22 protein-coding genes are annotated in these 24,080 nt (G+C 68.9%); 4 read left to right on the top strand and 18 right to left on the bottom strand.

What is annotated here, in order from left to right; all coding sequences use genetic code 11:
• The first annotated feature begins 28 nt into the window (after positions 1-28).
• Positions 29-2,074, top strand: coding sequence for an IS66 family transposase (gene tnpC, locus WMF26_RS25035; RefSeq protein ID WP_438002365.1), 2,046 nt, complete (start codon positions 29-31; stop codon positions 2,072-2,074).
• Positions 2,075-2,645: 571 nt separating this feature from the next.
• Here the strand turns inward: tnpC and WMF26_RS25030 are convergent.
• Positions 2,646-3,044 carry a PAAR domain-containing protein gene (locus WMF26_RS25030; RefSeq protein WP_438002364.1) on the bottom strand — a complete coding sequence of 133 codons (399 nt, stop codon included), beginning with the start codon at positions 3,042-3,044 and terminating at the stop codon, positions 2,646-2,648.
• Between the two features lie 164 nt (positions 3,045-3,208).
• Here WMF26_RS25030 and tssI point away from each other — a divergent pair, with 164 nt between their 5' ends.
• Together tssI and WMF26_RS25020 are read left to right on the top strand one after the other, a co-directional pair.
• Positions 3,209-5,971, top strand: coding sequence for a type VI secretion system tip protein TssI/VgrG (gene tssI / locus WMF26_RS25025; RefSeq protein ID WP_438002363.1), 2,763 nt, complete (start codon positions 3,209-3,211; stop codon positions 5,969-5,971).
• A gap of 21 nt (positions 5,972-5,992) precedes the next feature.
• On the top strand, positions 5,993-8,005 hold the full coding sequence (locus WMF26_RS25020) for a hypothetical protein (RefSeq protein WP_438002362.1): 2,013 nt from the start codon (positions 5,993-5,995) through the stop codon (positions 8,003-8,005).
• An 8-nt stretch (positions 8,006-8,013) separates the two neighbouring features.
• Here the strand turns inward: WMF26_RS25020 and WMF26_RS25015 are convergent, their stop codons facing one another.
• From WMF26_RS25015 to WMF26_RS24935, 17 genes are all read right to left on the bottom strand, one after another.
• The gene (locus tag WMF26_RS25015) at positions 8,014-9,159 is read right to left on the bottom strand and encodes a hypothetical protein (protein WP_438002361.1); all 1,146 of its coding nucleotides are present in this window, start codon (positions 9,157-9,159) and stop codon (positions 8,014-8,016) included.
• Positions 9,160-9,789: 630 nt separating this feature from the next.
• Complete coding sequence (locus tag WMF26_RS25010; protein WP_438002360.1) at positions 9,790-10,911, bottom strand: AAA family ATPase; 1,122 nt, start codon at positions 10,909-10,911, stop codon at positions 9,790-9,792.
• A 212-nt stretch (positions 10,912-11,123) separates the two neighbouring features.
• Positions 11,124-12,155, bottom strand: coding sequence for a recombinase RecA (gene recA, locus WMF26_RS25005; RefSeq protein ID WP_438002359.1), 1,032 nt, complete (start codon positions 12,153-12,155; stop codon positions 11,124-11,126).
• Positions 12,156-12,252: 97 nt separating this feature from the next.
• Positions 12,253-12,534 (bottom strand): hypothetical protein, encoded by a 282-nt coding sequence (locus tag WMF26_RS25000; RefSeq protein ID WP_438002358.1) that lies wholly within the window; start codon positions 12,532-12,534, stop codon positions 12,253-12,255.
• Positions 12,535-12,718: 184 nt separating this feature from the next.
• Positions 12,719-13,072, bottom strand: coding sequence for a hypothetical protein (locus WMF26_RS24995; protein ID WP_438002357.1), 354 nt, complete (start codon positions 13,070-13,072; stop codon positions 12,719-12,721).
• Positions 13,069-13,647: an RNA polymerase sigma factor gene (locus WMF26_RS24990; protein WP_438002356.1), complete on the bottom strand. Its 579-nt coding sequence runs from the start codon at positions 13,645-13,647 to the stop codon at positions 13,069-13,071. The genes WMF26_RS24995 and WMF26_RS24990 overlap by 4 nt, the downstream gene beginning before the upstream one ends.
• Before the next feature lie 429 nt (positions 13,648-14,076).
• Positions 14,077-14,469, bottom strand: coding sequence for a DUF6573 family protein (locus tag WMF26_RS24985; protein ID WP_438002355.1), 393 nt, complete (start codon positions 14,467-14,469; stop codon positions 14,077-14,079).
• 21 nt (positions 14,470-14,490) lie between these two features.
• Entirely contained in the window at positions 14,491-15,660 is a 1,170-nt protein-coding gene (locus WMF26_RS24980; protein WP_438002354.1) for a vWA domain-containing protein, read from the bottom strand.
• 9 nt (positions 15,661-15,669) lie between these two features.
• Positions 15,670-16,821, bottom strand: coding sequence for an AAA family ATPase (locus WMF26_RS24975; RefSeq protein WP_438002353.1), 1,152 nt, complete (start codon positions 16,819-16,821; stop codon positions 15,670-15,672).
• Between the two features lie 93 nt (positions 16,822-16,914).
• Positions 16,915-17,853: a hypothetical protein gene (locus WMF26_RS24970; protein WP_438002352.1), complete on the bottom strand. Its 939-nt coding sequence runs from the start codon at positions 17,851-17,853 to the stop codon at positions 16,915-16,917.
• Between the two features lie 124 nt (positions 17,854-17,977).
• The gene (locus tag WMF26_RS24965) at positions 17,978-18,685 is read right to left on the bottom strand and encodes a hypothetical protein (protein WP_438002351.1); all 708 of its coding nucleotides are present in this window, start codon (positions 18,683-18,685) and stop codon (positions 17,978-17,980) included.
• 13 nt (positions 18,686-18,698) lie between these two features.
• On the bottom strand, positions 18,699-18,986 hold the full coding sequence (locus WMF26_RS24960; protein WP_438002350.1) for a hypothetical protein: 288 nt from the start codon (positions 18,984-18,986) through the stop codon (positions 18,699-18,701).
• Between the two features lie 159 nt (positions 18,987-19,145).
• Entirely contained in the window at positions 19,146-19,793 is a 648-nt protein-coding gene (locus WMF26_RS24955; protein WP_438002349.1) for a JAB domain-containing protein, read from the bottom strand.
• Complete coding sequence (locus WMF26_RS24950) at positions 19,774-20,124, bottom strand: hypothetical protein (RefSeq protein ID WP_438002348.1); 351 nt, start codon at positions 20,122-20,124, stop codon at positions 19,774-19,776. The genes WMF26_RS24955 and WMF26_RS24950 overlap by 20 nt, the downstream gene beginning before the upstream one ends.
• Positions 20,121-20,270 (bottom strand): hypothetical protein, encoded by a 150-nt coding sequence (locus WMF26_RS24945; protein ID WP_434043944.1) that lies wholly within the window; start codon positions 20,268-20,270, stop codon positions 20,121-20,123. The genes WMF26_RS24950 and WMF26_RS24945 overlap by 4 nt, the downstream gene beginning before the upstream one ends.
• Before the next feature lie 103 nt (positions 20,271-20,373).
• A complete protein-coding gene (locus tag WMF26_RS24940; protein WP_438002347.1) occupies positions 20,374-20,502 on the bottom strand; it encodes a hypothetical protein in 129 nt (42 codons plus the stop codon).
• Positions 20,503-20,692: 190 nt separating this feature from the next.
• The gene (locus WMF26_RS24935) at positions 20,693-22,408 is read right to left on the bottom strand and encodes a hypothetical protein (protein ID WP_438002346.1); all 1,716 of its coding nucleotides are present in this window, start codon (positions 22,406-22,408) and stop codon (positions 20,693-20,695) included.
• Positions 22,409-22,543: 135 nt separating this feature from the next.
• Here WMF26_RS24935 and WMF26_RS24930 point away from each other — a divergent pair, with 135 nt between their 5' ends.
• Complete coding sequence (locus WMF26_RS24930; protein WP_438002345.1) at positions 22,544-24,049, top strand: sigma-54 interaction domain-containing protein; 1,506 nt, start codon at positions 22,544-22,546, stop codon at positions 24,047-24,049.
• The last annotated feature ends 31 nt before the right edge of the window (positions 24,050-24,080 follow it).

The following is a 24,080-nucleotide window of genomic DNA, read 5'->3' as shown; positions in this document are numbered from 1 at the left end:
CAAGCGGAGGGGGCATCCATGGCGCGCTTTGACCTCGACGACACGACTCGGTGAGACCGAGCTGCCGCAGTCGGTGGAGACAGAGCGCCTTGACGGCGCGGCGCTCGTGCTCGGCTATCTCCAGGCCAGGGGACAAGGACAGGGGAGCCCCGCCGAGCCCGCGTCGGTGGTCGACGCGCTGCTCCGGCGGGTGCAGGAGCTCGAGGCGAGGCTGGCCGAGCTCTCTACGGCGGAGCAGCAGGCCCAAGAGCTCGCTCGCTCCGTCGAGTCGCTCAAGGCGTACAATCGACAGCTGCAGGAGACGATTCGGACCTTGGAGATCGGGTTCCGGCGCCACGTCTCCGAGCAGGTCTCGCCTGACCAGCTGCGGCTTTCGCTGGCCGGCGAGCCAGACGCCTGTCCGGCTCAAGCTTCGTCGCAGGCCGAGACCCACAGCGCCTCGCCCGATGCGGCTCCGAGCGACGGCAGCAGCCCGCCGCCGGGCCCCGCGAGCCCGGCGGAGCGCGCGGCGACGGCAGAGTCCTGCTCCAGCTCGGAGCCCGGAGGTGGCAAGCGAGTTAAGCGCCACGAGCACGGGCGCCGTCGCATCGGTGTCATCCCGAGGGTGATCATCGAGACGCTGCCGCCGGAGGTGCTGCTCCAAGGCATCGAGCGCTTCGAGCGTGTGGGCGTCGAAGACAGCTCGGTTATCGGCCACCGGCGCGGCGGCCCCGTGGAGATCGTCTGGCGTCGCCCCAAGTACGTGGCCAAGGCGGAGGCACCGGCGGCGAGCCGCGCAGCGGGCGAGGAGCGTGCTTCTTTGCCAGCCGCAGGGCCGGCCTTCACGCGCGAGCTCGACGAGCCCCTCGTCGTGCGGGAGCACGAGCTGTTGGGGATCCCCGCGGACACGGGCTTCAAGCAAAGCCCCTTCGTCGATGGCGTCCTCGTACGCTACACGCCCGAGTCGGACGCTGCGGAGGACAGCGGCGGACCGGTGAAGATCGCCTCGCTGCCGGAGCGCCCGATCGACAGATGCCTTGCCGATCCGAGCCTCTTGGCCCACCTGTTCGTCCACGAGCTCGACTACCACACGCCCTACTACCGGCAAGAGGTGGAGTCGGAGCGCCACGGCTTCCGCATCGGCCGCGGCAACATGACACGCTGGCAGTACGATTGTGGCAGCATCGCGATGCGCATCGCCGATGCCATCTGGAGCGACGCGCTCTCGAGGTCGTGGTTCGCCATGGATGCGACGGGCACCGCCATCCGGGCCAAGGACAAGCACCGTTATGGGCATGTCTTCGTCCTGGTCGCGCCGGGCGATGGCGTGCTGTTCCGCTATACACCGACGTACGATGGCCCCACCGTCGCGAAGCTCTTCGGCGGCTACCAGGGGACGCTCGTCGCCGATGCCTCGGCCAACCACAACGTGCTGTTCGGGCCGGGCAAGGCGCGCGAGGCTGGCTGCTGGAGCCATGCACGAAGGCGCTTCTTCAAGGCGTTCAAGGCCGGGGCCGGCAAGGAGGCGGCGTTCGCGCTCCAGACCATCCAGGCCCTCTTCCGCATCGAGGAGGAATGCGCCTTGTGCAGCCCGGACGAGCGTCTCGAGATCCGGCAGCGCGAGTCCGCACCGCTGATTGAGAAGCTCTTCGCCTGGGTCGAGGAGCAGCGGCAGGTCGTCCCGGAGCATTCGCCGTTGCGCGAAGGGCTGGTCTATCTGCACAACCAGAGGGAGGCGCTCTGCGAGTTCCTCTCCAACGGGGAGATCCCCATCCACAACAATGCCTCCGAGAGGGCTCTGCGCCGCGTCGTCAAGGGACGGCGCAACTGGCTCTTCCACGGCAGCGACGAGCATGCTGTCCGGGCGTGTGCCATCACGTCGCTCATCGCGACCTGCCAGATGCACGGGCTCGACCCCGAGCTGTACTTGCAGGAGATCCTGACCGTCGCTCCGAGCTATCCGCTCAGTCGTATCCTCGACCTGAGTCCCAAGAACTGGGTCGCGACGCGACAACGCCTCATCGCCGAGGGGCGGCTCAAGTACCTGGACCTGGCTCGGCTCACCGGCTCGCGGCTCGCCTTCCGCGACCGCTGATCGCGCCGCGTCGCCCGCTTGCGTCGCGCCCACAGCGCTCGTCGCGTCCGGAGCGGCCGAGCCAGGCGCGCGTCCTTTCCGCGTCCGCGCCGAGGTGCGTCGGCTCGTCGAGCCGGTGCTGTCGTCGCTTCGCCCCGCCACCGTCGAGCTCGTCTTGGCGGGGCGTTTCCGGGTCGCTTCGCTTCGGCGCGGCTTGTCCGCGCCTCGGGTCGGCCGCCGTTCGCCCACCTCCTCCGCGGACGGCTGGGCGGCAGTGTTGCGGCGCCGCGCGCCGGCGGCCTCGGCCGCTCCTGCGCGCTCCTCCTGCTCAGCCGCACGACGCGGGCGTCTCTTCGCCCTGGCGGGGGCGTCCTGGCGGCCTTGCCATGCGACGTGCGGCGCTGACAGCTTCAGCACCGCCGTCGTCAGGCTCGGGACTTCGACTCCCTCCTCCTCGCTCCGTCGCTTCGTCATCGCACGGCGACTCTACGCACGCGGCCGCCTTCCACAAGCACGCTTCAGAACGCGCTCTGCGGAGCGGCTACCGGGCGCCTGCGCTGAGGGCTTGCTGGCGGCGGCCATCTTCCTGGCCCTAGTCGCCGACCAGCACCGTCCCGGCGGCGATCACGCTCCCGTTCGGCGCGTCGGCCGGGTCGTTGCAGGTCAGCGCCGGATCGCCGAGGTGCGCTGCCGGCTTGTTGTTGATGAGCACCGTCTTGCTCCCTGCCTGGACCCTGGCCTGGTTCGACGGAGGGCGCTGGAAGGTACCCGCGGCAGGCAGGTGGGCGGGCGCGTTCGTCGCGGTGCTGCCCTGGATCGCGGCTGGCTTGCCCTCGACCAAGACATCGCGGCTCAGATCGCCGCCCAGCGTTCCGCTGAACGGCATCGGCATCGGCGTGGGCACAGGTCCGCCGGGCGAGGGGACCATCACCAGGTGCGTGTCGATGCCGACGATCTTGTCACCCTGCTTCGCGGCGGGCTTGCCTACCATCGTCCGAGCCTACGCCTTCCACGTCCAGCGGCCCAGCGCTCATTGGCCTTGACTCTGGTCCGGAACGGCAACCACGATCGCGACCTTTGACCCCGCCTCGAGGAGCAGCATCGCTCACTGTACGGCCTCGTCGCGATCTACCTCCGAAGAACGTAGCCGCCACCATGGTGCACCCGCCCCGCTCCACGCCCTCCTCCGCCGGTCTCCGTCCCCCCGCGCCCGCAGTTTCATCCCTCTTCGAGCTCTGGACCGGCCCGTTCCGGGGGAGGGCGCTCGACGTCACCTCCTTCCGGGGCCGCGAGGAGATCTCCCGTACCTTCTCCTTCGAGGTACACGTCCTCGTCGACACCGGCACCGACCTCCTCGAGGCCGGGATCCTCGGCCAGCCAGCGACCTTCGTCATCCAGAACCACGGCCTCCCTCCACGCCTCGTGCAAGGCATCGTCGCCTCGGTGCAGCCGGAGAGCCGACAGCCGAGCCGCGACCGTCGCGCGTATCGCGTCCGCATCGTGCCGCGGTTCTGGCTGCTGAAGCACCGGATCACGAGCCGGGTCTTCCAGGACATGACCGTGCCCGACATCGTGGCGGCAGTGCTCGACGGGGCTTCGATCCCGAGGACGTTCAAGCTCGAGCGCCCCTCGCCGATCCGCGCCTACTGCGTGCAGTACCAGGAAAGCGACGAGGTCTTCGTCCGCCGGCTGCTTGCGGAGGAGGGCATCTTCTTCTGGTTCGAGCACCCGCGCCTTCCGGCGGCGGGCGACATCGGCGGCCTCAGCGAGACCGTGATCTTCGCAGACAGCGTCCAGGCCTACCCGGCGATCCCGGGCGGCTTGAACGATGAGGTGACCGATGCGCCGCCGTGCCTCGTACTGCGCGACGCTTCGGGCCTGGAGGAAGCGGAGGACAGTGTCCGCGCCTTCACCGTCCGCCGCGCGGTTCGTCCGACCCGGGCCCTGCTCAGGGACTACGACTTTCAAAGGCCGCTGCTCGATCTACGCGCCGAGGCGCAGCTCAGCGCCGACGGCGTGGCCACGCAGGGCTCCGCGATGCCGGTGTCCTCCACCGGACGGGTCGACAGCGCCGTCGGCGAGCTCCGCGTGTACGCCCATCGCGGCGAGTACGACCAGCCCGAGGTCAATCCTGCCCGCGCGCGCACGGTGCTGGAGCAGCACCGTCGCGGGGCCACGAGCGGCGAGGGCGCCAGTTCCTCCCGTCGTCTTCTACCGGGCCACCGCTTCCGGCTCGAGGCCGACGTCGCCGCCGGCCTCTCGGGCGAGTACGCGGTCACGCGCGTCGAGCATGAGGGACAGGTCCCCGAGCACGCGGGCATGACGACACCCACCGAGCAGGTCACGCAGGTGTACACGAACCGTTTCACCTGCGTGCCCGCGACGACTCCCTTCCGGCCGAAGCGGCCCAAGCGGGTGCTTCGGCAGGTGCTCGAATCGGCCACGGTGGTCGGGCCACCGGGAGAAGAGATCTACACGGACGAATACGGGCGTATCAAGGTCCAGTTCCACTGGGATCTCGACGGCAAGCGGAACGAGCGCTCCTCGTGCTGGATCCGCGTCGCGCAGGCATGGGCGGGTACGTCCTTCGGAACCCAGTTCGTCCCGCGGGTGGGCATGGAAGCGCTGGTGACGTTCCTGGGCGGCGATCAGGACTGTCCCGTCGTCATGGGCACCGTCTCCAACGCGACCCATCCGGTGCCCTTCAAGCTGCCGGGCAGTAAGACGCAGAGCGGGATCCGCACGCAAAGCTCGCCAGGGGGCGGCGGCGCCAACGAGCTCTCCTTCGAGGACAGGGCCGGCGCCGAGGTCGTCCGGCTCATCGCGACGCGGGACCTCCACGAGGAGGTGGGCAACAACCACGCGACGAACGTGACCGCTGACCAGAACCTCCAGGTCGGTGGTGACCTGCGGCAGGACGTTGCTGGCAGCCGCGTGGAGCGCGTCGCCCGGGACCGGATCGAGGAGGTCGGCGAGAGCTACCGGCAGGCGATCGGCGAGAACCGAGCGATCACGGTGCACGGCGTCGACCACGACACGGTGATGCAGCACCGGTTCTCGACGATCAAGGGCGATTACCACCTGGAGGTCGGCGGCGGCGCGAGCAGCGTCGTCGGGAGCGAGCTGAGCCCGTGCGAGGCGAGCGCCTTCGCCTGGGGCGACTACACGGTGGCAAGCAACCGTAACATCATCGTCCGTGCCGACGAAGGCATCACGCTCTGCTGTGGGGACAGCGCTATCTCTATCACGAAGGAGGGGATCAAGATCGAGTCCGCCAACCTCTCGCTTGCTGGCACCAGGACAACGACCATTACAGGTAAGGGGCCGTCGCTCACGCTCGGCGAGGAGGCCGAGCTCGTCGCCAAGACGGTGCGCTTCTTCTCGACCAAGGCGAGCCTGGAGCTCGATGACGACGCCCATGTCGACGGCACGCGGGTCATGCTGAACTGCAAGGGCACTGACCCGGACCGACTGTCCCCGGAGGGCGTGCCGATCGAGACCAGGCCGCTCCGACTGCGCCTGACCGACGGCCTCCTTGAGCCGTATGCGAACAAGGACTATCTCCTCGTCGTGCTCGGCAACAGGTATGAGGGGAAGACGGACGGAGACGGCTTCCTGCACGAAGAGCTGCCGGTGGACGCGGAGTTCGCGAGCCTGACTCTCTGGCTCGAGGAGCGCCCCACCGGAAAGACAGTACGCTACCGGATCCGGCTCAAGGACATCCCGGAGCCCGCGACGCCGCTGGGCGTGCAGACGAGGCTCAAGAACCTCGGCTACTACGGCGGGCAGCTCTCCGGGGCGCTCGACCCTGGCACCCGGGGCGCGCTCCGCGACTTCCAGCGCGATCACGATCTCGAAGCGAACGGTGAGCTGGACGAGGCGACTCAGGCCAAGCTCCGTGAGATCCACGGGCACTGACGCGAGCACGGAGGAACGGCCATGGCATCCCGAAGCGTGTCCTGCACCCTCATCAACAAGAGCGAGCGGCGCCTGCGGTCGAGCAACCGCAAGCTCACGCACGGCGAGCTAAACCCGGAGCTCCCCGACGTCATCGAGGTGCCGCCAGGGGGCACCCTCTCGTGGAACGCCGAGTCGTGTGGGTTCATGACCGGCACCGAGGGCTGGATCGTCTTCGAGGTCATCGGCGCTGACGCGATGCTCGAGGTCGGGTGGGACAACCCGTTCATCGGCGCGAACAAGTTCTACCAGACCTTTCGCCCCATCCACGAACCCGATCCGGCCGTGAACGGCGTCTACGAGGCGTGGACTCCGCCGGGGGCAGATGGTCACGACGACAACGCGAAGACGACCTACGAATTCCGGCTCAAGGAGCTGCCCAGGAGAGAGGAGGTGCCGGCCGATTCGCCGCCGCCTCCCCCGGAGCAGGCACCAGCGCCGGATCCGAACGCCATCCAGGACGTCACCGCGCCGCTCGGGAACGACGCGCACGCCTCCCTGCCGCTGGAGATCGCGCCGCCGAGGCTGTGCGTGGCGCTGAACACCACCACGCCGGCAGACGCCGCGAGCTACCCGGAGACGTTTGCGGCGGTCGATGCCGCGACGCTGGGCCAGGTGCTCGAGGCGGTCCGGAAGCGCCTCGAGTGTCCGACCGGGCTGGACGAGGTGTGGAAGGGGCCCGACGGGCACGAGAAGGAGTGGCTGCCTGCGCTGGGAGACGAGGAAAAGTGGGCGCGAGCTTTTACCGAGCTGATGCTCGGTACGGCCTACAACGGGCCGGGCTCGCTCTACTACAAAGAGTATCTGGATGATCCGAAGGTGTACCCCTGGCTCGAGGTGGGGCGTGAGGACCCGGCCGTGCCCGTCGTCGCGGCGTGCCAGCACCTCACGACCCTGGCGGCCATCTCTCGTGGATTCAAGCTGAGCGACATCGGCGGCGCCGGTGAGACCGCCGGGCCGTGCGGCTCGCTCAAGATCTTCGGACCGAAGGAGAAGCGATGGTACCGCCCGTCCAAGTGGGCCGGGGCGAAGGGGGCCGACGCCTCGGGGGAGGACAACAACCCCGAGCGCAAGGACCTGAAGGTCATCGCTGAAGCCATCGAGACGGCGGAGCTGACGCCCGGGAGCGTCTACTCCTTCAATCCGAAGGGAGAGAACGCTCAGGGCGAGCAGATCGAGGGTGCGCACATCGCCTTCGTCCTGCGCATCCACAAGGACGCCGGTCTCGCGCAGTTCTTCGATACGGGTGGCCTGGGTATCATGCTTCGTGGCCGGCCGCCCCGGCACGACGGCGTGGACGCGATGAAGATATTCGCCTACAAGGGCAACTACGACGACCCGTTGATCCCGCAGGTGGCCACGAAGCTCATCCACACGGGGCTCGGTGTTCTACCCAGTCCGCCTGCGCCACTCGGCAGCCATGTGGAAGGTCATCTGAAGAAGGCACGTCCGCTGGGGCTCGCCCGGTTTGCGTTGACAACGCGCAACCCGACCAGGAATGACGACGACGTGTACTTCATCAGCCGCCTGCTCCGGATGTACGGTAATGACGCGAGCCTCAACTTCACCATCGCGAAGTACCTCTGGTCGCTCCGGAAGCTTCCTGGCTACCAAAACCTGCAGGGCTGGTGGATCGTTTATGTTCCGACACGTGGCAGGCTCGTAGAGGCAATGCTCGCGGGGCGGCAGACGTTGAAGCAGATCGCCGCAAAGCCGCTCGACAACAAGAAGGTGTCTGTCAGCGGGACGCAGGTCCTCGCGCTTGCCTCCTTCGAGGACGGGACGGCCCGCTCTGTGCAGCGATATTATACCTCCCCCAAGAACAACGAATTCATCGCAGAACCGAAGGACGCCATGCACGCTGGGATCGCAAGTCGCCTCCGGAGCCTTCGCTGGGATCAGGCGTACACGCGAAAGGACCTCGGCGTCGTGACGGTACCCAGGCTATTCGAGGATTACGACGAGGAGAGCGATGATGCGAAGTCGGCGTCGTGAGCCACCCCTCAGGGCGCGCCGCTGCCGTCGAGCTGCCGCCATGCGTTCTCGACCTCGTGAGGGCCGGGTAGCGTGACCGGGCTGGACACGGGGCGGCTGCGATAAAGCGCCGCGGTATTCGTCTTGCTCTTGAGCGGGGGCGCTGCGAGCACCCACGCGTCGCCGCCAGGGGCGACCCACACGGAGAGCGGCTGCACGTGCTCCGTGTCGCGCCCGTTCTGCACCGGTGGTACGAGGATGCGCGTCCAGGTACCGGCTGGCGACCGGTGCCATACTTCGCCTTCGTAGACCTGCTCCGAGTATGACGCCACCAGCAGCGCGCCATCGGGCGTCCGCGCCATCGAGCGCACGGGCTTGTGCAGGGGCGTGTCTACGATCGACCACGACGCGCCGTCGAAGTGCAGGAGGTAAGGCTTGGGGTCGACCGGACCCTTGACCTCCCTGTTGACATCGTCAGCGCGGATCCCGGCGACAAAAATGTCGCCGGCTGTTAGCGCCGAGAAGATGCCGTTGTAGTTGACCTTCTCGAGATCCTTCACGTCGCTGTGCAGGCCTGGGATGCGCACGACCACGGGTTTGCGCGCGCCGGCCGCCCACCGCTCGACGATGACGTTGCCCGGCGTGGGATCCATGGCTGGAGCGCTGTCCGCCTGGGCAGAGTCGCTCGGCGGTGCGGTTCCGGTCGTCCCTAGGACGAAGATCTCGCCGCCCGGCAAGGCCGTGAAACCCCAGCGGAAGTGGCTGTAGCCGAGGTCCGGCAGCTCGGGCAGCGAATCGCCGGCTCGTCCCTCCAGTACCTGGAAGCGGACCGATGTGCGCTTCTGCTTGGACCGCGAGCGGCCAGGGTCGACCAGCGCCAAGGGCCGGCCCTGGCTCCACCGAGCGATCCCGATGCAGCGTACGACCACGTTGTCCTTCGGCTCTTCCCAGCGATCGCCGCGCCAGCGGTAGATCCAATCGCGGCGACCGCCATCGCCTCCTGCGGCACCCGCGCTGGCCAGCCATGCGGACGTCGGGAAGTCACCTGCCATCGCAAACGGAATACCAACGAGGCCCACGCCTTTCCCTGTGGTCACGAGATGGCGAGGATCGCAACGGACATCATCCTTGTCGATGATGCAGTGGCTACTCTGCCCGAGCTCGGCGAACGCCACGGCGCCTGCTGGGACGAGCATGGCCGATTCCGCATCCACCTCTCGGCCCGGTGCGAGGGCGACGAGGTGCAGCTTGAGCGGTGCGTCGGGCCTCGGGGGAGCGCTCAGCGGGACGGTGACGGGAGAGGTCGGGGAGGGGACGCCCGCGGGGGTCGATGCAAGCGGGCCCGGCGCGGGCGCGTCCAGGGACGGCGAGGGGCTGGCGCACGACAGGAGCAGCAGCGCCGACGCAAGGGCATGCGGAGCCCGCGACAGAGGGGCAGGGGAGCACGTGGCGGCATGATAAGGCTGGGCCTTGGTGATCTGCTGGGGCACCACAGAAGGATCAGCGCAGCGGCCGCGGACGTCAACCTCGTGCGGCTGGCCACCGTCGTCTGGACCATGGCGCGGCGGTGCATCGTGACGAGCGGCAAGTCATCTTCGTCCTGTTCGGGCGCAGGACCTCGGGGCGCTGGCATCGGGGCAACAGACTTGCGAAGGAGGTGCTAAAGAAGGAGAACGGCGGGAGCCTGCGCCCGTCCTCCTGCTCCCCGCGCCTGGAATCAGACAGAGGCGTGTAGCTTCTCCTTCGAATCTTTTGTCCCCGCGCCTGCTCCGAAGTTGCACTGGTGATTCGGTTAAAGCTTGCGCTTACAGGTTGGGCATCCCGCCGAGCGCGCCGGATAGCCACAGCCGCGAGAGCGTCATCCCCCTCTCCGTGCACTTGGCGAGCGCGTCGCTGTACCCGACCCGACCCACCTCCGTCGCCCCGCTCTTGTTCCGAGCCACGATGAAGAGACGCACCCGGTCGTCCCCGAGGTCGAGCGCATCGAGCACCTCCGGCCGCTGCGTGACCATGAGCACCTGCGGCCGTCTGGGCTCGTTCAGCAAGATGTGCTGCACCCGTTCTGCGAGCCGGAGCGCCAGACGCGGGCTCAGCGCGTGGTCAGCGTTCTCGAAGGCCAAGACGGACGGGCCTTCGGGGAGCAGCAGCAGCATGAGCGTGTACAGGATGAGGCGCGTGCCGTCGTCCGCGGCGCCGGTAGAGATCCATCGCGCATCGCGGCGCAGATGACGGTCAGAGAAGCTGACGCCCTCGTCCGACACATCCTCGGCCCACTCCGCGAGCCTGCGCACCTCGTCGACGATCCGTCGCCAGACGATACGCTCTCGCTGCAGCTCAGGGGCGCACTCGAACAACACGCCCTTGAGCGATTCAGGGGAGGATCCGTGCGGGCTGTAGATCGCGAACAGATCCAGGGCACGAAGCAGAGCGCTGAGCGGCCCCTCGCCATGCGTCGCGCACACCAACGGGGCGATTCCACGGTCATGCTCCGGCTTGATCGGGACCGCGTTCCCGGTCTCTCGATCCAGCACCAAGCGCCCCACGTTGCGCTTTCGGACGGCAAGTTCCTCGCTGTCCTCGACGAGTCGCTCACGGGCGAAGCTCCATGACCACGACCAAGTCTTGGGTTCCTGAAGCCTGGCTTCGTAGCGGGCTTCCTCGGCCCACGCCTCGATGATCACCTTCGTCTGCCGGCGCTCTGATGTCCTGAGGAGGGTGCGTTGCTGGGTCCGCGTCACCCGCACCCCGCGTGCGTTCAAGGCGTCCGGCTCCACCTGGCCTTGCGCAGCCGCACCGAGCAGCGCGATTCCCTCGAGCAGGTTTGTCTTCCCGACGCCGTTCGGCCCGATGAACACGTTGAACCTCCCGAGCTCCAACGTGACGTCCACGATCGTCTTGAAGCCCCGGATTCGGACTTTCTGGAGCATGATCTCTCCTCGGTTGCTGATGGGAAAGCGCGGCCTGAGCCGCGCGACGGTAACGGCGGCCGTCGCGGGGAACTCCAGCGAGGCGCAGTCCACCCGGCAGGAGCCCGTTCGCGCCGGGCGATGACCGCGGGCGGGACCTCGGGGGCGGGGAGACAGCCCGCCGCCTGGCGCAGCGGGCTGTCCACCTGCTCTTGGTCGTCGCTGCCGAGGGCTCAGGTCCCCGCGGCTTCGACCCGCTGGCGTGCCTGGGGCTCATGCCCGGCCGCCTCGATGCCGGCGCGCACAGCGGCGGCCAGCGTCCCGTTCGCGAGCAGCGCCTCACGAGCTCGATCGCGCCCGTGGCCGATGTGCTCGCCGCGGAAGGCCAAGTGCGCGCCGTTCTTCTGGATCACCCCGGTCGTGAGGCCGTGGTCGACGAGGTCGCCGGCGGCGTCGATCCCCTTGCCCCAGCGGATGTCGAACTCCGCCTCCTTGAACGGCGGCGCCAGCTTGTTCTTGACGATCTTCGCCCGTGTGCGAGCCCCGACCGTGTCCTCGCCCGCCTTCACGGTCCCGATCCGGCGCACGTCGAGGCGCACGCTCGCGTAGAACTTGAGCGCGTTGCCGCCTGTGGTCGTCTCGGGGCTGCCGAAGACGACGCCGATCTTGTGGCGGAGCTGGTTGATGAAGATCAAGGTGGTCTCGGTGCGGTGCGCGATGCCCGTGAGCTTGCGGAGGGCCTGGCTCATCAGCCGCGCCTGCAGCCCGAGGTGCTGGTCGCCCATGTCCCCCTCGATCTCGGCCTTCGGCGTGAGCGCGGCAACCGAGTCGATGACGATGATGTCGACGGCCGAGGAGCGGGTCAGCATCTCCGCGATTTCGAGCGCCTGCTCGCCGCTGTCCGGCTGGGAGACGAGGAGCCGGTCGGTGTCGACGCCGATGGCCCGCGCGTAGGTGACGTCGAACGCGTGCTCGGCGTCGATGAACGCCGCGACGCCACCCGTCCGCTGGGCCTCACGCATGGCGTGCAGCGTGAGGGTGGTCTTGCCGGACGACTCCGGGCCGTAAATCTCGACGACGCGGCCGCGGGGGTACCCGCCGACGCCGAGGGCGGCGTCGAGCGCGAGCGAGCCGGTGCGGATGACCCGGATCTCGGGGATGCTGTCACCACTTCCGAGGGCCATGAGGGCTCCTTTCCCGAATTGCTTCTCGATGGCGCCGACCACGGACTGGACGGCGCGGGCCTTGCTAACGTGAGCGTTCATGGGGAAGGTCCTTTGCTGAAGAGGGGGTTGCCGAGACAGGAGAGCGTCGCGCAGCAGGCAAGGCCTGCGCAGGCGGGCGCCTTTGCGTGAGCGGTCGTCAGGGGAGGCCGCGCTCAGCAGCGTCGAGCAGGTTGTAGATGGTCTCCGTCGCCTTCTCGATACGGCGGCGCGCCTCGTGCCTGGAGAGAACGCGCTCCTGGACGGGGCGCGTGGCGTCTTCGGTCGCGTTGAGGCCCTGGTCCACCTGCTCCCGAAGCGCGGTGAGCCACTTGCGCATGTAGCTGGGATCGTCGAGTTGGATGGCGTCGTTCGGTGGCGGGCGTTCGGTACGGCCGTCCCACGTGTCGTCGTCCGCCGGGTACTGGCGAGTCTCTGTCATGGTGGTTTGCCTCCAGTTTGGCCTGCTCGAGATGAGGACGGCGCGCCAGGCTCCTGCGCGCCGAGGCCGAATCCGAAGATGTGGATGATTGAGGGAGGAGGGGTCCGGTCCTTCTGGTCTCGGCACAGGTGCCGCGCCTTGGAAGGAAGGGCGCGCTGTACGCCGTCAAGGTGGGGCGGAGAAGCTACTCGCCATGCTGCAGCTGGGCGTGCACGGCGATCTCACGCAGCACCTCGCCGGGCGTGCGCCCCTCGTTGTGCGCGATGGCCTCGATGACCTTATCCAGCGGCTGCGAGCAGAGGCGCGCGCCCACGACCACACGGGGCTGGACGTGGATCGGCGGGGTCTGTGGGTGCGGCCACCTGGGCGGCAACCATGCGTAGGGGATGTCCCTGGGCCAGTTGCGCTCTACCGAGAGAGCCGACTGGTAGCCCTTCGACTCCAGGTAGGTCTCGATGTCGTGTGGAGATACGCACCGTGTGACTGGCTTGCCGGGGAACGTGACACTCATGCGGTGCTTGGGATCTCGGAGGTTCATCGGCTCCCCTTTCGCCTGCGCATGCGAGCGAGCAGCTTGCGAGCCCGGCGGAGCCGGCTGGCGGCGGTTCCGAGGTGCAAGTGCAGCACACTCGCGATCTCGGCGCCTCCGTGGCCCAGAGCCGCCAGGGCGATCACTTCGCGCGCCCAGAACGGCATCTGCCAGAGCGCGAGGAGCGCCTCCATCTCGGCGCGCGCCTGGATTTGCGCCTCGAGATTCAGATCCACGACCTGGCGCAGAAGGCCGAGCGGTTCATGGTGCAGAACCTCATGACGCACGTACGCGCTGCCGAGGTAGTGGGTCGCCTGCCGCCACGCGACGCCGCGGAGCCAGCGGCGGAGCACCTGCCGAGCGTTCGCGGCAGGGTCGGGACGATACCGGCCCGCCTCGATGGCCTTCCACGCGCCCAGGACGACCGCCTGCGCGACGTCGGCGCTGTCGCGCGCGGGGACGCCGCAGGAGATGAGCGTGGCCACGATGAAGGCCCGCTCCGCCATGACCTCCGCGATGCTCGGTCGGGCCGGGGGATGTGGCGCGGCGGGTGGACGGCGGTCCCCCTTGCGCTCGCGGCTCACGCGCCGCTCCTGGCCATGGCTGGCGGCGAGCAGCGCTGGTCCGCGGGGGTGTGCCGGCGGCTTCGCGCGCGGACGCCCATGCGTCCGGCGGGCGAGGAGCGGGAGCCGTACAGCCCCAGCGGGTTACGGAGCACGGCGGTGAGCCGGAGCGCGTCGGTGTCGGTCAGGAAAGGCGGACGGGAGCGAGGGCGCCGGCGCGAAGCCGCACGGCCCCCTTGGCCCGCGGAGGGCGGGCGGACTACATTCAGCATGTCGGGACCTCGGGGCACGAGGTTTCGGCCATGCAGCCCGGGCGATTGCCGTCGCCGCGGGCTGCACTACTTCAGACTGAGTGAGCGCGCTGCTGCGTCACAGAGACGGTGCGCAGCACGTGAGAGCTGCAGGAGAGGCAGGGGTGCAGCTCCGGGACCGGCCCGAAGCTGCGTAGTCTCAATCCTCCTCCGGCAGCATGATGGTGATCACGGGCTCGGCGTTGTCGCCGGGACCGCAGACCGCCTTGAGCTCCACCAGCGAGGGCTTGGCGGAGTCGGTGACCACGTACAGCGAGAAGGTGATTTCGTTTGCTTCCGGTGCGCGCTGGGCCGCCGCGCGGAACATCCAGAGGACATCCCACAGTCGGCCGCGCTCGTCGTTGCCGGCCTGCCGCGCAGCCGGCGTCAGCATCACGTAGCGGGCCCAGACGGAGTGCGTCACGGCGGCGGGAAGCCTGATCCCCATCTCCCGGGCCGTTGACGTCACGTCCACCAGGGTGCCATCCGCGATGGCCTGGGCGCGCGTGTACGCCTCGATGACCTCGAACTCGAGTTCGTCGTTGTCCGGCATCTTGTTTTCCTCCGGTTGGGATTACGTGGCGCCGGCCAGGAGAGAGACGCTTTCCCCCTTCGCGAGCTCTGCGCCGCCGAGGCGCATGTAGTGCGCGGCCTTGGCCCGGAGCGGCGAGGTCTCGGGCACCTCGCACTGGATGGCCACCGTCCAGAGCCGCACCCCGAGCTCCAGGCCCTCGCGGAGGGCCGCTTCCTGAGCCGCCTGATCCCCGTCCACGCCGTCGGTGACGAGGATGATGTCGGCGCCCTGATGGCCCCGCCGGGCGAGCTGCCGGACCTGCTGCACGGCGATGCCGAGCGCGAGGCCGATGGCCGTTCCCCCGCCGAGGAAGTGACGCACCATCCGCAGTACCGCCTCCGTGTCGCCGGGCTTGATGGCCTGCACCACGGTAGAGGTCGAGTAGTGGACCACGGCGACCGGCCGCTTCTCGTCGAACGCGACCCGGCAGAGCGCGACGGTCGCGGCTTTCGCCCACTCGTTCCGCGCCGCGTGCATGCTCCCGGACTCATCGAGCGCGATCACGAGCGGCCCCTTCGACTTCTTCGCCTCGCCACGCACGGCGTACTGCGCTGCCCGGCGGGAGGCGATCCGCTCCAGGACCACCGTCTCCAGGACGGGCTCCGTGAGCAGCACCTGCTCGGCCGGCAGCAGACGGGACACGTCGTTGCCCTGCTCGACCGAGTAGACCTCCGCGGGCACGTCGTGGACCCGGTTGGCCCGGGCACCCCGCAGCGCCGCGTACATGCGGCCAGCGAGGCGAGCGATGCGCTCGATCTGGTGGAGGTCCCCGTGGGCGAGTTCGACATCGCGCGCGTGGGTCCACGCCGCGCTGACGTCCCAGCCAAACCCCCCGGCCAGGTGCTCGGTGCGCCGGGCCTGCGCATCGAAAACTGCCCACCTCTCCCGGGCGACGCCGCGCAGCTCGAAGGGCGACGCCCTGGGGGGCAGGGCAGGGAGGCAGCTCCACAGCCGCTCGAAGGCGTACGCCGCGGCCACGTCGTCGGACGCGAGCAGCGCCGCGTGTTCTACCGGTGCGGTGTCCTGCACCGCCTCGGCGAAGGAACCCGCGAGCGGCTCGCTCCCGGCCCCGACGATCGCGTTCCAGAGGTCCCCGGCCGCAGCGGCATCCTGGTCCGCTGCGACCGCCACGGCGCGGTGTGCGCGCCGAGCCTGGAGGAAGGTCCCCATCGCGACCTCCTACAAGGCGTAGCGCTTCGCCAGGTCGGCCTTGAGCGCGTCGTGGACCTTCTTCAGCTCGTCGAGCTTCGGCTGGATGCGCGCCTGCGCCCGGCGGGACACGCCCTCCTTGAGCTGCTCCTGCACTCGCTTGGCCGCATCGGTGACGTCGGCAGCGAGCTTGGGGAGCGCCTCCAGGTAGGCCGCCGCCTCCGTGGGCCGGTGGGCGTACGCGCGCAGGGCTTCGTCCACGACCGCGATCGCCTTGGCCACCGCGCTCCGGTCCACCGTGTCGAGCACGGCGACGACGCGAGCGCGATCGTCAGGCTTCTGCCAGAGCCCGTACCGGAGCACGGCGAGGTGGTCCAGTTCCACCTCGGCGCAGTCGTCGAGCCAGGCGGCGGCACGGAGCACGCGGGTGAGCGCGATCCAGCGCCGGTCGGAGACGACGATCCCGTTGGCCTTGAGCTCGTTCCGGATGCGGAGAAGCTCCTGCACGATGCGCTCGGGCAGCGTCACCCGGCCGACGTCCGCCCGCGCCGCGTCCCATTCGGCGAGCTTGATCTGGGCCGATGCCGTGTAGGCGGGCGGCGTCGCGACGAGCTGCATCCAGGTCGCGTCCGCCTGCACGTACTCCACCAAGTCCCGCAGCAAGAAGCGGTCGTACACCGCCGCCAGGTTCTCTTCCTCAGGCAGCTCATTCGACGCGCCGACCAGCATCCGCAGCGGGATCGGCCGGCCCTTGTAGAGCCGCTCGTTCATCGCCGACAGGAAGGCGTTGAGCACGGAATCGGACCCCTTGAACACCTCGTCGAGGAAGGCGCACTCGACCCCGGCGAGCCGGCCGTCGAGGTTGCGCTCCCAGAGATCGTTCTTCAGGGCGCTGAGCTTCACCGGGCCGAAGTACTCGTCCTCGGTTCCGAACTTTGTCACCAGCGTCTGGAACTTCCGCGCGTCCGAAAAGCACGACAGGAACCCGAAGAACAAGGCGCTCTTCGCCGTGCCCGGAGGGCCCACCAGCAGCGCGTGATTGCCCGAGAGAGCAGCGAGCAGGATGCACTCGACCGCGTTCTCGCGCTCCCGGAAGGCGGCAAGCAAACTGTCGCGCGCGGTCCGGAACCTGTGCCGCACAGACGTCATATCCACCGAGTTGTTGGTTGTCGACTTCATCATCACCTCGTGTATCTGCGCAGCGGGTATGCTGCACCGGTGCCTCGCCGCGGCGTCACCCACGGCGAGGCGCCCCCTTTGGTGAACTCGGCCTTCTCAGTCGTTGACCACGGGGATGGTGAACGACACGCCATCTCCGCCGTCGAGCTGGAGCTGGAAGCTGTGCTGGAGCTCTTTGACCCGCGCAGTGATCCGGTCGGCGACACCGGCCAGCACGCCGCGGTAGAGCTCGGCCTTGGCCGTGAGCTCCTTGCAGAGCTCGACCCGCCGCGCGAGCGCGTTCTGGCGCATGCCGTCGGAGGCTGCCTTGTCGAGGTCTGCGATGAGCTCCGCCACGTCCGCCTCCAGCGCGCCCTGCGCCGCCGCCCTGGCGACGGCGACGTTGTCGGGGGCGTCGTGCATCTCGATCCGGATCGGCTTCACGCCGAGTTGCTCGAGCCCCGGCCGGAGCCGGAGCCATGCACCGCAGGTGGACGGGGGCAGCAGGTAGAACCCGCCTCGGTCCCGCATCGGCACGCCGGAGAGCGCCTTGGCCGTCGCGACCATGGCGAAGGAGATGTCCCGCGTCTCCGCATGCGTGACGAGGTGATTTCCGTGGGCGGCCATGGCCTCGGCGTGCGCGAGCGCCTCCGCAATCGGGGGCGCGCCGTCGGGCGGCAGGCCCACGATGGTGCCCGTGTGCCGGTCGACCCGGCAGCGCGCACCGCAAACGTACTCGTCGCCGGCCTCGCCCTCGCGGGTCTTCTGCACGTAGATGCCCACGGCGGCGCTCGTGTCGCCCTTGGGCCGCGCGAAGGGCCGGACGAGGATGCCGGGCGGGCGCTTCACCTCGGCGGCGGCACGCGAGAGCGCGGTGGCCGGATCCATGTCCGGGATGAGGTGGCCCAGCCCCTCGGTAGCGAAGACGCGGCGCGCGGCCTCGCGCGTCACATCGATGCGGTCGGTGTTCCAGGAGATGAGATCGCCGATGTGGCGACCTCCCGCGGCTGCGAGCCGCCGCTGGGCGCGCTCGAGCGTCGCCGGTGCGCTGTTCATGGTGTCGACTCCTTGTCGTGGAGAGTGAGTGTGTGGTGGCGGAGAAGAAGCGGGCGCTGCGCGGCTCGACCCGCACGCTGCCCAGAGCTGCGGTCCACCAGAAGATGATGGACCGCAGTGATTGCTAGGCCGAGAACGCAGCTTCGGTGAGCGCCTCGGCGAGCCATCTCGTGCTGCGAGCAATGGCGGACGCTGAATTCGTGGAGCTCGGGCGCGGGGTGTCCTGGCTTCGGCGTTCCGGGGAAGCTGGAGCTGGCCCGTGCTTCCTGATGGCAGGAGCCGGGATGCTGACGTGCAGAACGTGGGCGGACTCGCTGGCTGGCACCACCTGCGAGTAGAGGCTCAGCCCGCCCCGCCCCTGACGCCAGCGGAAGTGGAGCCCAGCCCGGTCCACCCAGCTCACCAGATCCGCGAACTGTCTCGGAAGCACATCTGCCACCTCGACCAGCTTCTTGCGGGGCAGATGTACCGCGAAGGCACGGCTCATCAGGCTGATGTGCTGGATAGTCACATCTGCGAGCAGGTCGCCGAGGAGGAGGCTCATATCCAGGAGAGCCGAGCTTTCCCGCCAAACTGCCGTCATGGCAAGCCGCTGGGCTGCCGCCAAAACAGCATCACGACGGGCAGCCTGATGACGCAGCGTGCGGGCTTCAGCTCGTTGCTGGAGGAGCGCCCGAACCCGTGGAGCCGCCTCTTCATCGAGCTGGCCGGCCAGCGCCCGGAGCTCGCCGGCGTCAACGCCGAGCAGCCCCGCGAGCTCCTCGTCGTGCTCGGCGACGTAATCCCCGATGTTGTGCGACCCGGGCTCGAACGCGCGAAGAACGCGCTCCAAGCCAGCCAGGCCGCTACGCCGCCCGGCCATGGACGATCACGCCCTCGTCGGGGTTCGTGGGCACCGGAAGATCCAGGTCCGGCGAGGGCACCGGAAGCTGGTCGGTCCGCTTCTTCGCCTTGACCAGGTCGCGGGCGAAGTCGTGATCGGGGCTGTTGCCCAGCGCGGCGCGGCGCAGCCGCCGGGCGACGGCGAACGGATTCATGCTGCGCGGCACGCGCAGGGAGGCGGTGCCGAGCGACAGGAGCAGACGGCGCTCGGCGAGGGTCGAGGGGCGGAGCGTACGACCGTTGATGCGCATGAGATGTTCCTTTCTGCAAAAAACGGAAAGGCGCCCGGAGCACGAGAGCTCGTGCCAGCGGGCGCCCTGCGGGGTCAGGATTTGAAAGAGGGGGCGTCAGCACTGCTGTGGGCCAGCGTAGCGCGACGATGAAGTCGATACGTTTTGTCGGCAGTCTGCTTACTGGATGATGCAGAGGTCGAGCATGGAGCTGAATCCTCCGCCGCGACCTCCAATGATGATGTGGTCGACCAGAGGAATGCTCACGAGGTCAGCAGCCGTCTTCATCGCTGTCGTGAGAGCGATGTCCTCCGGGCTGGGCATCGGATCCCCGCTCGGATGGTTGTGCACGAGGACGAACGCGCTGGCGCCGGCACGGATGACCGGCCGCAGCGCGTCGGCGATCGTGAGCGCAGCGCCGTGTCTCCCGCCCCGTGCCAGCTCGAGCTCGGCCACGAACTCGTTCCGGCCGTTGAGCGCGAGACCGAGCATCACCTCGTAGACGAGCCCGCCCAGCCGGTCGGCGTAGATGCGGGCGATGTCCGCCGAGCACGAGAACTTGTGCTTCGGCAGCGAGGGGTAGCCGCTGCGGATGAGCTGCTGCAACGCCAGGACGGCGCGGCGCTGGACCTTCGTGAGCCGGAGCTGCTCCAGCTCGTGCTCGCTCAGTTCTCGCCAGCCGCCAGGGGCGCGGGCAAGCCGGTCCGCGATGCGCTGGCCCCGCAGGACGATGCGGAGCAGCTCGGCCTCCGGTGCCGCGAGCTCTCCCCCGAGCGGAACGGCTCGGTGCTCAGCTCCGAGGCCAGCCTTACCGCGGCCAGCCGGCATGGCCGTCGCGCCAGTAGGGCTCGTCGTCCTCGTCGAACAGGGACCGCTGGCCGTAGGGCGAGCCGTAGCGCGGAGCGCTGGGCGGTGCGGACGGGCCCATGTGGATGCGCGGCGCTGGGCCCTGCCGTGCGGCGAGCATGAACATCGGCCGGTTCCGGTCGACGATCACGACGCCGGTGAACGCTGAGCCGTCGGCGCTGAAGAGCTCGACACCGGGCGGCGGGGTTGCCGCCTCCCGGAGCCAGTCGAGCATGTTCGCAGCCGTCGGCACGCGCCGGGGCAGACCGTGCCGGAGCAGCTCCAGCAGGGCCTCGCCAATCAGCTCGCTCACCGCGAGGGCCAGATCGCCTCCGAGACGGCCGCGACCAGGAGGCCCGCGACGGCGGCGGCGGCGCCCTTCTTCACGGACTCGTTCGCGAACACGCGGAGGACGTAGGAGGAGACAGCGGACGTGGCGTTCTGGGTGTTCTCAGACATGGGGATCTCTCCTGTGCGCCGAAGGCGGCGCGGCTTGAGGTGGACGGGGATCGAAGCGCGCGACCCGAGTGGAGGACCGCGGTGGACGGGGCCGAGTGGGCGATCAGCTCACGCAGGCCAGGATGATCTGTGCGGCCATGGTCAGGACGGCGGCGGCGATGCGGAGGGCCTTCGCCCACCACCTGGCGTTGTTCATGGGGATGGTGCTCCCGGAAGGGAGTTCTCCTTCCATGTTGTTATCCCCTTGATCAGCTGATTTTTGCAGACCCTGAAGGACGCAACGGTCGCGTCCTTGGATGCCAGCCCTGCGTCCGCAACGCGCAGAGAATCACGGTCCCGGCAAGCTTGATGGCCAAGCAGGCTACGAGCTTCGATCCTGCGTCGCGCCCCACCAGGCGACGCGACGCAGGTGAACGGCAGAGCTACGCGCTCCGCCGCACGGGCACCTTACCGTCCGGCTCGGCCGTGTGCTCCGCGAGCGCCGCGCGCACCTGTTCCAGAGACCCAGCCGGCAACACCACGGACGCCCTCTTCGCGTCCTCGGCTTCGGCGAGCTCCACGTTCAGCGCCGTCAGCGTCGCCTTCGCCTTACGCAGCAGCCGGCCGAGCGCGTCGCCGCCCTTGCGTACCTCTTCGCCCAGCTGCTCGGCGTTGCTGCTGATCGACTCGCTGAGCTTGCGCATCCGCTCGAGCCGGTCGAGCTCCTTCCGGATAAGGTGCTCGATGTCGACGAGGGCCTTGATATCGCCCGCGTCCTCGGGGCGCCGCTGGCAGCTCGCGAGCGCGAGTCCGAGGAGAACCGCCGCGTGGAGGTACGGGTCGGTCTCCTTGTCCTCCTCGTCCCACACCACGAGGATGTCGTTGCCGTAGCGGGCGAAGCGCGGGAACGCCGCGGGGGCATGGCTGCGTGCCATGACGAAGACGCCGCTCTGCGCGAGCCGGTTGCCGCGAGCGCACTCGAGCTCCTGCAGGGCCTTGGTGACGGTGTACGCGCCATCACGCTTCGCCTCGATCACGAGGGCGCTGCCTGCATGGATGCTCTCCTTCGTGAAGCGGATGACCTGGTCGCCGACCTTGCAGCCCGACTTCGCGCCCACCGTGTTCCCGGTTGTGTCCACGGTGACCGGCGCCCCCTCCACGGTGCGCTGAACGAAGAGGAGCACGGCCTCCTCGTAGTTGAAGCCCCCGCGCGCCGACCTGGCGTCGCCCCGCTTGCGCTCCTCGAGGCGGACGAGCGACTCACGGATCGCCTGCTCGAGCTTCGCCTGCCGCTCCTGCATCGCGGCCATCGCCTCGCGCTGCGACTCTCCGTGCTGCCGGAGCACCGCCGTGAGGGAGTTCTTCAGAACCGCCATCGGCGAGTTGGGGAGCTCCGGGTTCATCGCCGACAGGAGGGCGGTACGGGCCGCGGCGGTCTCGCGCGCCAGGCGGCTCAGGAGCGAGTTCTCGTCGTTCGCATCGAGGGCCTTGGTCGCGAGCGCGAGCTGCTTGCTGCGGTCCTTGTCCGCATCCTCCAGCTCCTTGCGCAGGGCGCGGAGGAAGCGGGCGACGGCGCCATCCTTGGCGACGGGATCGAGCGCGCGCGTGACCTCGGCCTGGTTCTCCTCGAGCACCTCACGCACCTTCGCCTCGAGCAGGAAGAGGATCCCTTCGCTGTCGGTCGGGCTCAACCGGCGGAGGAGCGGGCTTTTCTCCCCAAGCTCGCGGGCGAGCGTCTGCGCCAGAGCCCCGTGCTCTGGCGAGAGGAAGCGCTCCATCATCCGGGCGAGGTCGCCCTCATCCCGCAGGAAGCCCTCAAGGCGGGCGATGACCTGGCCATCGCGGGGGTCGAAGTAGCGCGCGAGCACCTGGACGAGGGTCGCCTGCTGGCGCTCGATGTAGGCCGCGAGCTGCTCGTCGAGGTCCTCCTTGAGCGTCTTGCTGATGTCGTACAGGCGCGACTCCTCGGCCTGCCGGTGCGCGTTCAAGAGCGCGCGCAGCCCGATGGTCCACGCATCGGTGACGAGGCCGGCTCGCTGGGCGTCGTTGAGGGGGCCGAAGGCGGCGAGCACGTCGTCGCGATGGTCGCGGATGTGGGCCTCGATGGCACTGGTGTTCACGTTGACGAGGACGGTGAGGGGGCTTGCGTGTGCATGCACCGCCCTTCTTCATGTACCGTTCCATGCGTCACGGAGCCGCACGCTTGGCCGGCGCGGCTGGACCACGAGAAGAACAGGCCGGGAGGAGCAGAAAAATTTCTCTGCTACCAGAAGTTTGATTACGCTGCCCCTACCATGGCGCGCGTTCTCCTTGCGTGGATCGGGAAGACCGACATCAAGGCGGCCTCTGGAGATGCCGCGGTCGGCGAGGGGCCCCTCGCGCAGGCCCTCGTCGACCGCGACTTCGACCACGTCGTCTTGCTGAACAACTACCGGGAGGAAGAGGCCGCGCTCGTCGAGCGGTGGCTCAAGAAGAAGACGAAGGCGAGCCTCGTCGTCCGCCAGGAGAAGCTGTCCTCCCCGACGCATTACGCGGACATCTACCGCGCCGTTACCGCGGCGGTTCCGTGGGCGGTCGGCGAGTACGGCAAGAAGGCGAAGCTGACCTTCCACCTGAGCCCCGGCACCCCGGCGATGGCCTCCATCTGGATCATCGTCGCGAAGACGCGCTTCGAGGCCGAGCTCATCGAGTCGTCGAAGGAGGCGGGCGTCCGCACGGCCGACGTGCCATTCGAGCTCGCCGCCGAGTTCATCCCGGAGGTGATCCGGCGCGCCGACGAGGACCTCGAGCGCCTCAGCGGCGGGCTTCGACCCGAGGAGCCGAAGTTCGGGGACATCCTGCACCGCAGCGACGCGATGAAGCGCCTGGTGCGCCGCGCCCGTCAGGCTGCGCCATACTCGGCGGCCATCCTCATCGAGGGCGAGTCGGGGACCGGCAAGGAGCTCCTCGCGGCGGCCATCCACAAGGAGAGCCCGCGGCAGGGCATGCCCCTGGTCACCGTGAACTGCGGAGCGATCCCGAAGGAGCTGGTCGAGTCGCAGTTCTTCGGGCACACGAAGGGCGCGTTCACCGGCGCCGGCGCGGACCACGCCGGCTACTTCGAGCAGGCCGAAGGGGGAACGCTCTTCCTCGACGAGGTAGGAGAGCTGCCGCTCGACGCGCAGGTGAAGCTACTCCGTGCGCTGCAGGAGAAGAAGGTCCGGCGTGTCGGCGGCAAGACCGACGTCCCCGTGGATGTCCGTGTGATCGCGGCAACGAACCGCAACCTGCTGGACGAGGTCCGCGAGGGTCGCTTCCGCGAGGATTTGTACTTCCGGCTGGCCGTGCTCGTTCTGAAGGTGCCGCCGCTCCGCGAACGTGAAGGCGACGTCGGTCTTCTCCTCCAGCGCCTGCTCGATAAGCTCAACGCGGACATGGTGGCGCAGTCTGGCGTGCACAAAAAACTTTCTGCTGGCGCAAGAAACATTCTCCAGCAGCACCACTGGCCTGGCAACGTCCGCGAGCTCGAGGCCACTCTGCTGCGCGCCTTCGTCTGGTCGAAGGGACCGTCCATCGAGGAGAGCGAAGCGCGCGAGGCCCTCGTCGGGGTCCCCGCGGCGGGAGCGGGACAAGAAGTGCTCGGGCGCCCCTTGGGGGACGGCTTCCGGCTGGCGGACCTCCTCGGCGACGTCGCTCGTCACTACCTGGCGCGCGCGATGGCCGAAGCGCAGGGGAACAAGACGAGGGCCGCCTCCCTCGTGGGGCTCTCCAACTACCAGACGCTGAAGAACTGGCTCGAGAAGTATGGGGTAGCCGAGTGATGGAACAGGTTCTGCACATAGCGCGGGCATG

The sequence above is a fragment of the Sorangium sp. So ce185 genome (assembly GCF_051526825.1).
GTDB classification, from domain to species: Bacteria; Myxococcota_A; Polyangia; order Polyangiales; family Polyangiaceae; genus Sorangium; species Sorangium cellulosum_D.
The sequence above is the reverse complement of the archived record's forward strand: the minus strand, read 5'-3'. Positions and strand labels throughout refer to the sequence as shown.

Bases quoted from the DNA above. Each gene is read 5' to 3' on its own strand.
- WMF26_RS24970 (WP_438002352.1), bottom strand. From the start codon at position 17,853: ATGAACAGCGCACCGGCGACGCTCGAGCGCGCCCAGCGGCGGCTCGCA.
- tssI (WP_438002363.1), top strand. From the start codon at position 3,209: ATGGTGCACCCGCCCCGCTCCACGCCCTCCTCCGCCGGTCTCCGTCCC.
- WMF26_RS24955 (WP_438002349.1), bottom strand. From the start codon at position 19,793: ATGCCGGCTGGCCGCGGTAAGGCTGGCCTCGGAGCTGAGCACCGAGCC.
- WMF26_RS25000 (WP_438002358.1), bottom strand. From the start codon at position 12,534: ATGACAGAGACTCGCCAGTACCCGGCGGACGACGACACGTGGGACGGC.
- WMF26_RS24985 (WP_438002355.1), bottom strand. From the start codon at position 14,469: ATGCCGGACAACGACGAACTCGAGTTCGAGGTCATCGAGGCGTACACG.
- WMF26_RS24940 (WP_438002347.1), bottom strand. From the start codon at position 20,502: ATGGAAGGAGAACTCCCTTCCGGGAGCACCATCCCCATGAACAACGCC.
- WMF26_RS25010 (WP_438002360.1), bottom strand. From the start codon at position 10,911: ATGCTCCAGAAAGTCCGAATCCGGGGCTTCAAGACGATCGTGGACGTC.
- WMF26_RS25020 (WP_438002362.1), top strand. From the start codon at position 5,993: ATGGCATCCCGAAGCGTGTCCTGCACCCTCATCAACAAGAGCGAGCGG.
- WMF26_RS24995 (WP_438002357.1), bottom strand. From the start codon at position 13,072: ATGAACCTCCGAGATCCCAAGCACCGCATGAGTGTCACGTTCCCCGGC.
- WMF26_RS24980 (WP_438002354.1), bottom strand. From the start codon at position 15,660: ATGGGGACCTTCCTCCAGGCTCGGCGCGCACACCGCGCCGTGGCGGTC.
- WMF26_RS24975 (WP_438002353.1), bottom strand. From the start codon at position 16,821: ATGATGAAGTCGACAACCAACAACTCGGTGGATATGACGTCTGTGCGG.
- WMF26_RS24930 (WP_438002345.1), top strand. From the start codon at position 22,544: ATGGCGCGCGTTCTCCTTGCGTGGATCGGGAAGACCGACATCAAGGCG.
- recA (WP_438002359.1), bottom strand. From the start codon at position 12,155: ATGAACGCTCACGTTAGCAAGGCCCGCGCCGTCCAGTCCGTGGTCGGC.
- WMF26_RS25030 (WP_438002364.1), bottom strand. From the start codon at position 3,044: ATGGTAGGCAAGCCCGCCGCGAAGCAGGGTGACAAGATCGTCGGCATC.
- WMF26_RS24960 (WP_438002350.1), bottom strand. From the start codon at position 18,986: ATGCGCATCAACGGTCGTACGCTCCGCCCCTCGACCCTCGCCGAGCGC.
- WMF26_RS24945 (WP_434043944.1), bottom strand. From the start codon at position 20,270: ATGTCTGAGAACACCCAGAACGCCACGTCCGCTGTCTCCTCCTACGTC.